This is a genomic window from Pseudomonas sp. AC172 (assembly GCF_979258595.1).
Genome location: NZ_OZ409868.1, coordinates 994,552 through 1,006,927, shown reverse-complemented (window position 1 = coordinate 1,006,927; position 12,376 = coordinate 994,552). Strand labels below are relative to the sequence as shown.

At 62.3% G+C, this 12,376-nt stretch carries 1 protein-coding gene; it reads right to left on the bottom strand.

Features of this window, described 5'->3' with window-relative positions; all coding sequences use genetic code 11:
- Window positions 1–43 precede the first annotated feature (43 nt).
- Complete coding sequence (locus tag ACZ0A4_RS04590) at window positions 44–12,364, bottom strand: non-ribosomal peptide synthase/polyketide synthase (protein ID WP_463573274.1); 12,321 nt, start codon at window positions 12,362–12,364, stop codon at window positions 44–46.
- Between the last annotated feature and the right edge of the window lie 12 nt (window positions 12,365–12,376).

The window sequence follows — 12,376 nt, the reverse complement described above, 5'->3', positions numbered from 1 at the left end:
GCGTCGCGGCAACGCCCCCCGGAGATGACTGAACGTGTGGTGATCAGCCCGCGCGTGCCATGCAATGCTCAACCAACGCCTCCAGCTCACGCTGGAAATCGTCCATCAAGGCATCCATGGTGCCGGCGCGATAACGCTGGCTGCTGTAGATGCAACGCATGGCCAGCTGACCGTCATAGACCTGGCCGACAATTTCCAGCCAGTTACCCAGGTTGGCTTTGAGGCTGTAGTTGTCACCGGTCTCTTCCAGCGCCGGCACCAGCAAAGCCTGCTCGTCGAAGCTCTGGTCGAATTGCCCCAGGTAGTTGAACGTGACCCGCGCTTGCGGCAGCTCGGCCAATTGACGCGACACCTCAGCCCCGGCCAGATGACGCAGCACGCCATAGCCGATGCCTTTCTGCGGAACCGCCACCAACTGTGCCTGCACATTGACGATCGACTGGCCGATGTCGTCGCTGTCCGGGCGCAAGCGCACCGGGAACATGCTGGTGAACCAGCCGAGGCTGCGGCTCAGGTCGATCGACTCGAACAGGTCTTCACGACCATGGCCTTCAAGCAGAATCAACGCTGACGGTTGTTGACTCCAGCGGCACAGGGCACGGCTGAGCGCCGACAACAGCAGGTCGTTGATCTGCGTGCCGTACACCGCCGGAGCCTGTTTGAGCAGTTGTTCAGTGTGCTCGCGAGACAGTTTGAGCCGTGCCTGCGCCTGCTGACGCACGAGGTTTTTGCCGCGCAGGTTGTCGCAAGGCAAGTCGACGCCCGGCTGATCCAGTTGCTCCAGCCAGTACGCCAGTTCCTGGTCGGCAATCACCGGCGCCTGAGCCTGCAGGGCCTCGGCGAACGATCGGTAACTGCTGGTGCGAATCGGCAGTTTCGGTTCCAGTCCCTGCACGCAGGCCTCGTACGCCACTTTCAAATCGTCGAGCAGAATTCGCCACGACACGGTGTCGACCACCAAGTGGTGAATCACCACCAGCAGGCGCGCCTGGCCATCCGGCAAGGCGACATGCATCACCCGCCAGACCGGCCCGTCGTCGAGTTTCAAGCTGCGCTGGGCGAGGTTGGCCAAGGCTTCGACCTGCTCGCTGTTGTCCGCCTCGCGGCGCCAGAGCAACGCTTCGCCCTGTTCACTGAGGTCGCAGTAACGCTGCAACCAACGCCCGCCTTCGTGGGAGAAACGCAGGCGCAGCGAGTCGTGATGTTGCTCGATCCAGCCCAGTGCCTGCTCCAGTGCATCAAGGTCCAGCGGCTGGCGTGCACTCAACAGCAATGACTGGTTGTAGTGGTGCGCCTCGGCCATGCCTTCGGCAAAGAACCACTCCTGAATCGGCAAGAGATTGAACAAGCCCTCCGCGGCCACGTGCGTGACGTCCGTCTGTGGTTGTGCCGTGCCCTCCTTCGCCGCTTCCTGCTCGACGATGCCGGCGATGGTCTGATAACGCATCAGGTCGCGCAGCTTGAGGTCCATCTGCAACGTCGGGTGGTTTCTAACGCGGGAGATCACCTGCAAACTCAGAATCGAGTCGCCGCCCAGTTCGAAAAAGTTGTCGCTGATGCCCACTTGTTCGACCTGCAGCACCTGCGCCCAGATGTCCGCGAGCAAGGCTTCCTGCTCGTTGCGCGGAGCCAGGTATTGCTCGGTTTTGAACTCAGGTTCCGGCAGCGCCTTGCGATCGAGCTTGCCGTTCGGTGTCACCGGGAAAGCACTGAGGCAAACGATCTGCGCCGGCACCATGTATTCCGGCAACGAAGTGCGCAGGCCCGCCTTGAGTTCATCGCCGATGTCTTCACCGGTCGCGGTGACCACATAACCGATCAGTTGCTTGCCAGAGGCATTGTCGCGGGCGATCACCAGAGCATCGGTGACCGACGCCAATTGACGCAGACTGGCCTCGACTTCGCCCAGTTCGATGCGGAAGCCGCGCACCTTGACCTGATGGTCGATACGGCCAACGTAATCAACCACACCGTCGACACGCAAACGCACCAGGTCGCCGCTGCGGTACAGGCGCTCGCCCGCCGCGAACGGGTTGGGTACGAAGCGCTCGCAGGTCAGGTCCGGACGCCCGTGATAACCCCGGGCGACGCCATAGCCGCCGATGTACAGCTCACCGGCAAAGCCTGGCGGCAGCGGGTTCAGATCCTCGTCCAGCACGTACAGCGAGCGTGCGCCCACAGCACGGCCGATCGGCGCGTAGGCCGCTTCGCAATGCTGGCTGACCGGGACTTTCCAGAGCATCGGCGTGACCACGGTTTCGGTCGGGCCGTAGCCGTTGGTGAAGTACTGCGGACGCAGCGCAGCCTTGACCTGCTCGAAGGTCTGATCCGGCACCGCATCGCCGCCGAAGCAATAGATGCGCACTGGCGGCGGCGCGATACCGCTGGCCGCCGCGTACTCGGCCAGTTGCTTGAGATAGGCCGGCGGGAAGCAGGCAATGGTGATGCCGTAATCATGCAGCGCCTGATAGGTCTGCTCCGGCGTCCACAGGCAACCATCGCGAATCACCAGACGTCCGCCGCTGTACAAGGTGCTCAACCAGCGCTCATGGGCCCCGTCGAACGCGAACGACATGAAGTGCAGCTCGCAGCTGCTGGCGTCCATTTCGTACAGCTCGGCGATGGCCTGACAGTGCATGCTCAGCGGGCCTTGGGTCACGGCGACGCCTTTCGGCCGCCCGGTAGAACCCGAGGTGTAGACCAGATACGCCAGGCCTTGCTCGTGCACCCGATATTCCGGGGCGTGGTCGGCGTAGCGGCTTTCGTCGAGGTCATCGATTTCCAGGCGCAGCAGGCCTTGCGGCGCCGGCAACGTGCTGCGCAGGCTGCTCTGGGTCAGCAATAGCGCCATGCCCGAATCTTCAATCATGTACGCCAGACGCTCCGGCGGGTACTCGATGTCCAGCGGCACGTAAGCCGCACCGCTCTTGAGCACGGCGAGGAAGCTCACGACCATTTCCAGCGAACGCGGCAAGGCCACGCCGATCACCACTTCCGGCCCGGCACCGTGTTCGATCAGGCAGTGCGCCAGACGGTTGGCGCGTTGCTCGAGTTCGGCATAGGTCAGGTTCATCCCGGCGCATTGCAGGGCGATGGCTTGCGGCTGCTGTTGCGCGTGACGACTGATCAGTTCCGGCAGCAGCGCCGCTTGATGCGTGTGCGCCGGTTCAGCACTCCAGACCTGCGCCGCTTGCCATTGTTCGTGGCTCAGGCGCTGCAAATTGCCGAGGCGTTCGTACGGCGCCGCCATCATTGCGGCGAGGGTGTTTTCCATGGTCTGGCGAATACCGACAACGGCCTCGGCGCTGAAGTGGCTGCGCAGGTACAGGTATTCGATCGACAATTCGTCACCGAGCATCACCGCCAGGTCCATCGGCACGTTGGTCACGCCGTGGCCGATGGACTTGCCGAAGGTCAGGTCAGTGTCGTTTTCTTCCTGCAAGCGATCGTCGATCGGGAAGTTTTCGAACACCACAATGCTGTCGAACAGCGCCTGACCACCGAGGCTGGACCAGCGCTGTACATCGGCCAGCGGCGCCTGGGAGTAATCGCGAATATCGAGGTTGTAGGCCTGTACGTCGCCCAGCCAATCAGCCAGACGCTGATCGGCTTGCGGGGTCTGAATGATCGGCAAGGTGTTGATGAACAGACCGAGCATGTTGCCGACATTCGCCAGACTTTCCGGACGCCCCGACACCGTGGCGCCGAAAGTCACCGTCTGCTGCCCGGTGTAGCGTTGCAACAGCAACAGCCACGCGCCCTGAATCAAGGTGTTGGGGGTGATGCGCAGGTCGCGACAGAACCGCAACAGCCGCGCGGTCTGCGCTTTATCCCAGTTCGAATAGATCGCATCGTGACCGGCGACATCGGCGCTGTGGCGCGGGTGCATCGCCTGGCTCAGTGCTGTCGGTTCGTTGACCACCGCCAGGCGCGCCTTCCAGAACAGTTCCTGGGCGTCCTGATCCTGCGCCTGCAGCCAGGCGATGAAGTCGCGGTAGCGACCGTTCTCGCCGATGATTTCGCCCTTGGAGTAATACTGCAGCACCTCGCCGAACAGCCGCGAACTGCTCCAGCCGTCCATGAGGATGTGGTGGCTGGTCCAGATCATCTGGTACTGATCGTCGCTCAGACGCAGCAGGGTCACCCGCAACAAACGTGCATCGGCCAGATTGAAACCGAGCGCGCGATCATCGCTGGAGAACGCGGCAATCCGCTCTTCGCTGGTCTCCTGGTCACGCCAATCAAGCACCTGCATTTGCAACGGCGCATGGCGATGCACCACTTGCAACGGTTTGGCCAGGCCATCCTGCCAATGGAAACTGGTGCGCAGAATCGCCTGACGTGCGATCACGAACTCCCACGCCTGGCGGAAGCGCTCCACGTCCAGGCCCTTGATTGGCAGGCTGACCTGTTGCACGTAAAGGCTGCTGCCGTTATCCGACAGCGTGTGGAAGAGCATGCCTTCCTGCATCGGCGACAGCGGGTAGACATCCTCGATCATGTCCGCCGGCACCGGCAACGCATCGAGTTGCGCCTGATCGAGTTGGGCCAACGGATAATCCACCGGAGTCTCGTCGGTCGACGACTCGAGCGAAACCACAGCGGCGAGTTTCTGCACGGTCTGCTGCTGGAACAGGTCTTTGGGGGTGAAGCCAATCCCCTGCTGACGCGCGCGGCTGACCAGTTGAATCGAGATGATCGAGTCGCCGCCCAACGCAAAGTAGTTGTCGGTCACGCCGACCCGCTCGATCTTCAGAATGTCCTGCCAGACCTCGGCCAGTTGCTGCTCCAGCGGCGTCGACGGCGCGACGTATTCACGTTGCGACTGGCTGACGTCCGGTGCCGGCAAGGCCTTGCGGTCGAGTTTGCCGTTCGGTGTCAGCGGCAACTGCTCGAGGAACTGCCACTGCGCCGGCACCATGTATTCCGGCAGATGCGCCTTCAGCGCGGCCTGTAACGTTTCACGCAAGTCGTCGAGTTGTTCGAGGCTGAGACTGCTGTCACTTGGCACCACGTATGCGACCAGTTGCTGACCACTGTGGCCATCCACCGCCAGCACCACGCCTTCGCGCACGCTGTCCTGAGCGAGCAGACGCGCTTCGATTTCACCCAGTTCGATACGAAATCCGCGCACCTTGACCTGATGATCGATACGGCCGACATATTCGATTCGGCCGTCCTCAGTGAAGCGAGCCAGGTCGCCGGTGCGGTACATGCGCTCACCGCTGGTCGACAATGGATTGGGCACGAAACGCTCGGCGGTCAGCCCCGGGCGGAACAAGTAGCCACGGGTGATGCCGTCGCCAGCCAGGTACAGTTCGGCGGCAACGCCCAGCGGCGCTTGCTGCAATTGTCCGTCGAGCATATACGCCATGGTGTTGACCAGCGGCCGGCCGATGTTCGCCAGACCACCGGGTTCGCGGCGGGTGCAGGTCGAATAGGTGGTGTCTTCCGACGGCCCGTACAGGTCGTAGACATGTGCCACCGCCGTCTCGCGGTAGAGCGTGTCGACCAGGCTCTGCTTCAACGGCTCACCGGCGAGGTTGATGATGCGCACGCCCGACGGAATTTGCCCGCTGCGTTGCAGCGCGGCAATCGCCGACGGCACGGTGTTGATCAGGCGCACCTGATCGCGCTCTGGCAAGTCCGGCAGTTCCAGGGCATTGCGCGCCATGACGATCGAACCGCCGCGTGCGAGGGTGACGAAAATCTCCCACACCGACAGGTCGAAGCACACCGACGTTGACGCCAATACGCCTTGCAGATCGTCTTCGCTGTAGACCTCGGCAGACCAGTGGATCAGCGCCTGCACGTTGCAATGGGCAATGGCCACGCCTTTCGGCTTGCCGGTGGAGCCGGAGGTGTAGATCACGTACGCCAGATTGGCCGAATCACCCCGCGCAGCAGGATTGTCCACAGGCTGCTCGGCAAATGCCGCACCGCCCGCCTCGACCAGCACCACGTGCGCATCGGTCTGCGGAAGCTGCGCCAACAGCGATTGCTGCGTCAGCAAGACTTTCGCCTGACTGTCGTCGAGCATGTAGGCCACGCGATCTGCCGGGTAATCCGGGTCCAGCGGCACATAGGTGCCACCGGCCTTGAGCACCGCCATCAGGGCGATCACCAGTTCCGCCGAACGCGGCATCGCCACGCCCACGCGGACTTCCGCGCCGACACCCAGCGCCACAAGATGATGAGCCAACTGGTTGGCGCGTTGATTGAGTTCGGCATAGCTCAGGGTGACGCCGGCATGACTCAGTGCCAGTGCCTGCGGATGCGCCGCCACGCGAAGTTCAAAACTCTGCGAGATCAGTCGCTCAGCCGGATACGCAGCCTGATTGGCGTTCCATTGCGCCAGGGTCTGGCGTTCGGCGAGCGGCAGCAGGCCAATTTCACCAAGCAGACGCTGTGGCGCCTCAATGAACTGGCGCAGCACTTCTTCCAGATGCCCTGCCAGATTCAGCACGCTACGTTCGGCAAAGTGCTCGGTGAGGTAGTTGAAGTCCAGGTTCAGGACGTCGCTGGCCCCGGCGATCAGGGTCAGGCCGTAGTTGGTTTGCTCGCGGTGCTCCAGGCCGCCAAAACGCAAACCGCCCGGATTGGCTTCCAGCGCTTCGGACACCGGATAGTTTTCAAACACCAGCAAGGTGTCGAACAACGCTTCGCCGCTCAATTGGGCCAGACGCTGGATGTCCTGCAATGGGGTCTGCTCGTAGTCGCGCAGCAACAGGTTTTTGTCCTGCACGCTGCGCACCCAGTCGCCGACGCTGAGCGTGGCTTGCGGGCTGGCGATCACCGGCAAGGTGTTGATGAACAGGCCCAATTGCTGCTCGATACCCGGCAGATCCACCGGACGCCCGGACACCGTCGCACCAAAGGCCACCGTGGCCTGGCCGGTGTAGCGCTGCAATACCAACAGCCAGGCGGCTTGTACCAGGCTGTTGAGGGTCACTTGCTGCTGACGGGAGAAACCGTTCAGGCGCTGAGTCAAGGCTTGGTCGAAATGCAGGCGATGCATCTGTTTGCCCGGGCCCGGCACCGTTTGCCCGTGGCAGGCCGAGGCCAGTCGGGTCGGTTCGTCCAGTGCGGCCAGTTGTCCGCGCCAGAAATCCTGCGAGGCGGCTTTGTCCTGACCTTGCAGCCAGACCAGGAAATCACGGTAACGACCCTGCGCGCTTGGCACCGGCTGACCGGCGTAATCCTGCAATACCTCGCCGAACATCCGCGAGTTGCTCCAGCCATCCATGAGGATGTGGTGACAGGTGAAAATCAGCCGATGGCGATCATCGGCGGTGCGCAACAGGCACAAGCGCAACAGCGGCGGGTTCTGCAGATCGAAACCGCGCTCGCGATCCGCCTGCGCCCGCGCTTCAAGCACGGCCGGCAAGTCCGCCACACCACGCACGTCGACTTCCGGCATTTCCAGGGTTAACTGGCGATTGATCACTTGCAGCGGCGCATCGAGACCATCCCGGCCCCAGATGAAACCGGCGCGCAGCACTTCATGACGATCCACCACGCGTTGCCAGGCTTGCTGGAAACGTGCCACGTCGAGGCCGTCAATATCCAGCAGCATCTGATAGACATAGGCGCTGGCATCGGCGTCGTACAGGCTGTGGAACAGAATGCCTTGCTGCATCGGCGCCAGCGGATAGATGTCCTCGATGCGCTGGGCGGCCATCGGCAAGCTGTCCAGATGCGCCTGGGACAACCCGGCCAACGGCACATCCGACGGCGTCAAACCGCCACTCGGGTGGCTCAGGCAATGGTCGATCAACTCACCCAACGCCACTTCATAAGCGCGGGCCAGTGCGTTGATGGTGCTCTCTTCGAAGACATCGCCGCTGTAGGTCCAGGTCAGGCTCAACTGGCCCTGATAAACCCGGCCATCGATGGTCAGCCAGTTGGCCATCGGCGCGTTTTCGTCCTGGCCGGCACCCTTGTCTTCGGTGGCTGGCACCCACAGGGCGTCTTCGTCGAAGTTGTTGTCGAACTGACCGAGGTAGTTGAACGTCACTTTCGGTTGCGCCAGACCGTTCAGCGCCGCTTGCGATTCGGCGCTGCCCAGATGACGCAGCAAACCATAGCCGATACCTTTGTTCGGGATCGCGCGCAGTTGCTCCTTGATGCCTTTGATCGAGGTTTCCAGACTGGCGTCCGGGGTCAGGCGCACCGGGAACATGCTGGTGAACCAACCTACCGTGCGGCTGAGGTCGACGTCCTCGAACAAGTCTTCGCGACCATGGCCTTCAAGCTGCACCAGTGCGCTGTCGGTGTGGGTCCACTGACAGAGCACACGGGCCAGCGCGGTCAGCAGCAGGTCGTTGACCTGGGTGCGATAAACCGCCGGTGCCTGTTGCAGCAACTGGCGGGTGCGTTCGGCGTCGAGACGCGTATCGACACTGCGCTCGAAACGGTTGCTCAACTGGCCTTGCGGGTTGTCCAGCGGCAGGTCGACCGACACATCGCGCAGCTGCCCGCGCCAGTAATCCAGTTCGCTTTCCAGCTCAGCGTTGCGGGCATGCTCCTGCAGACGCTTGCCCCAATCCTTGAACGCGCTGGTCTTGGCCGGCAGACGCACAGCCTGACCGCCGCTCAGTTGTTGATAAGCGCTTTGCAAATCTTCGAGGAGGATCCGCCACGACACGCCATCGACCACCAGGTGATGAATGACCAGCAACAGACGCTGGCTGGCGTCCGGCAAGTCGACCAACACCGCGCGAATCAGCGGGCCATCGAGCAGATCAAGGCTGCGTTGTAACTCCTGGCAAAGCGCTGGCAATGCGGCGCTGTCGTCCAGCGTGACCGTGCGCAGCAAGGCCTGCGCCTGATCCGCAGGTGCATGGCGCTGTTGCCAGCCGTCGTTGGTTTGCTGGTAACGCAGGCGCAAGGCGTCGTGGTGGCGTTGCAGCTGCAACAGCGCCTGCTCCAGCGGCGCCGCTTGCAGCGCGGTGGCCGGGGTCAGCAGGATCGATTGGTTCCAGTGATGCCGCGCCGGGATGTCACTGTTGAAAAAATAATGCTGGATCGGTGTCAGCAGCGCGTCGCCGAGCACTTCGCCCTGCTGCATTTGCACCGCGTCGCTCTGTTGCGCGACGGTCGCCAGACGTTGCACGGTCTGGTGCTGGAAGATGTCTTTGGGGGTGAAGCGAATGCCCGCCTGACGCGCGCGGCTGACCACCTGAATCGAAATGATCGAGTCGCCGCCCAGCTCGAAGAAGTTGTCGTTGAGGCCGACGCGCTCAACCTTCAACACGTCCTGCCAGATCTCGGCCAGACGCTGTTCAAGTTGGTTGCGCGGCGCGGCATAGACTTCCTGCACCTGCGCGACTTCCGGTTGCGGCAGTTGCTTGCGATCGAGTTTGCCGTTGGCTGTCAGTGGCAGGCGTTCAAGGAACGCCCAACTGAGCGGAACCATGTAATCCGGCAGGGTCTCGCGCAAATGCGCCTTGATCGAATCGCGCAGTGCACCCTGCCCTTCGGCGTCCAGCACTTCGTTCGCGACAATCCACGTCGCCAGTTGCTGGCCGCTGATACCGTCGACCGCCAGCACCACAGCTTCACGCACGTCGGGGTGCTTGAGCAGTTGCGCTTCGATTTCACCCAGCTCGATGCGGAAACCACGGATCTTCACCTGATGGTCGATCCGCCCGATGTATTCGATCACGCCATCGCCGCGCAGCCGCGCAAGGTCACCGGTGCGATACAGGCGCTCGCCGGCCTGCGGATTGAAGGGGTCGGGAACGAATCGCGTGGCGGTCATGCCAGCCTGATTCAGGTAACCGCGGGCCAGACCGGCACCGGCGATGTACAACTCACCGATGCAGCCTTGCGGCACCAGGTTCAGCGCGCTGTCGAGCAAGTACCACGACAGGTCGACAATCGGCTCGCCGATCGGGCTGCTGTGGCTTTGTTGCAGATCGGCCATCGACAACGGCCGATAAGTGACGTGCACCGTGGTTTCGGTGATGCCGTACATGTTGATCAGCGTCGGCGCGCGGTCGCCGAAACGCTCGAACCATGGACGCAGGCTCTGCACTTCCAGCGCTTCGCCGCCAAACACCACGTAACGTAGAGAGTTGGTGCGCGTCGACTCGCTGGCGACCTGCATCAATGGCTTGAACGCCGACGGCGTCTGGTTCAGCACGGTAACGTTTTCATCGCACAGCAGCGTGTAGAAATCTTCCGGAGAACGGGTGATGTCATGCGGCACCACCACCAGTTTGCCGCCATACAGCAGCGCGCCGAAAATCTCCCAGACCGAGAAGTCGAAGGCGTAGGAATGGAACAGCGTCCAGCTGTCCTGCGGGCCGAAATCGAACCAGTGCTCGGTGGCGCTGAACAGCCGCATGACGTTGCCGTGCGGCAGCAATGCGCCCTTCGGTTTACCGGTGGAACCGGAGGTGTAGATGACGTACGCCAGACTGTCCGGCGTGGTCAGGCACAGCGGGTTGGTTTCAATACTGTGTTCTGGCGCCTGATGCAGATCGAGGCACGCCAGCCCCGTTGGCACCGGCAGTTGCGCGAGCAGATGACCCTGGGTCAGCAGCAGGTCGATGCCGCTGTCCTCGATCATGTAGCTCAAGCGATCGTCCGGATAACCCGGATCCAGCGGCACATAAGCGCCACCGGCCTTGAGCACGGCAAGGATGGCGACAATCATGTCCAGCGAACGCTCGACCGCCACACCAACACGCACATCCGGGCCAACGCCACGCGCGATCAGCGCATGCGCCCACTGGTTGGCGCGGCGATTGAGTTCGGCGTACGTCAGGCGTTGTCCGTCGTACGTCACGGCGACTGCTTCGGGATAACGCTCGGCTTGCGCTTCGATGGCTTGATGAATGCACTGTTCCAATGGTTGCTGGACGCGCTCAGGATTCCACTGCGCGAGCAATCGTTGCTGCTGACCGGCGTCGAGCATCGATAGCTGGCCGATGCGCTGCGTCGGCTCGGCGACGATGGCCCGCAACAACGCGTTCCAGTGTTGTGCCAGTCGTTCGATGGTCACCGCGTCGAACAGATCCGTGGCGTACTTGAGCACAGCTTCGATGCCGTGCGCCTGTTCGGTGGTATTGAGGGTCAGGTCGAACTGTGCGGTCTGGCTCTGCCACTCCAGCGGTTCGATATTCAGGCCATTCAAACGGGTTTCGACACTCGCGCGGCGTTCGGCCTGATGGTTGAACATCACCTGGAACAGCGGACTGTGGCTGAGGCTGCGGCCCGGCTCCAGTGCTTCAACCAGTTGCTCGAACGGCAAGTCCTGATGGGCCTGCGCTTGCTGCGCGGTCTGTTTGACCTGACGCAGCAGATCGACAAAGGACATCTGCCCGTCGATATCAGCCTTGAGTACCTGAGTGTTGACGAAGAAGCCGATCAGCCGCTCGATCTCCACCCGGCCACGGTTGGCATTCGGCACGCCGACGCGGATGTCGGCCTGACCGCTGTAGCGGTGCAACAAGGCCTGGAACGAGGCCAGCAAGACCACGAACAGGGTGACGTTTTCTTGCCGGGCGAAGGCCTTGAGCGCGTTGCTCAGCGCCGGGTCGAGAATCAGGTTATGGCTGGCGCCGGCAAAACTTTGCTCGATGGAACGCGGGCGATCCATCGGCAGTTCCAGCACCGGTTGCTCACCGCCGAGTTTCTCTTGCCAGTAAGCCAGTTGCCGCTCTTGTTCACCGGCCTCCATCCACTGCCGTTGCCACAGGGCGTAGTCGGCGTATTGAATCGGCAGCGCCGGCAGACCGGCGTCGTGACCGAGATTGAAACCGGCGTAAAGCTGCACCAGTTCCTCGATCATCACTTGCAGCGACCAGCCATCGGAGACGATGTGGTGCAGGGTCAGCACCAGCACATGGTCATTCGGGGTGACTTGCAGCAGCGCTGCGCGCAATAGCGGGCCGTGCTGCAGGTCGAAAGTTTTCTGGCTCTGGGTCTGCACGAACGCCTGGATCGAGGCATCCGCGTCGTTGGCCAGCTCAGCGCTCAGTTGATGAGTCTCCAGTGCAAAGGGTCCTGCGGGCAGGACCACTTGCAAGGGTTGCGCGGTTTCCTGAGAGAACACCGTGCGCAAGGTTTCGTGTCGTTCGATCAGCGCCTGAACGCTGCGCTCCAGCGCGCTGACATCCAGCGGGCCCTGCAAACGCAGGGCCGTCGGAATGTTGTAGGCCGCGCTGTGCGGCGCCCACTGCCAGAGAAACCACTGGCGCTGCTGAGCGTAGGACAGCAGCAACGGCTCTTCAGCCGTGCGCTTGAAAACCGGGGCAATGTCAAAGAGGTTGACGCCTTTCTGCTTGAGCAGAACCGCCAGAGCCTTTCTTTGCTTAGCCGAAAGTTGTCCTACCGACTCGATTAACTCTTGCACGCGTTTTTCCCT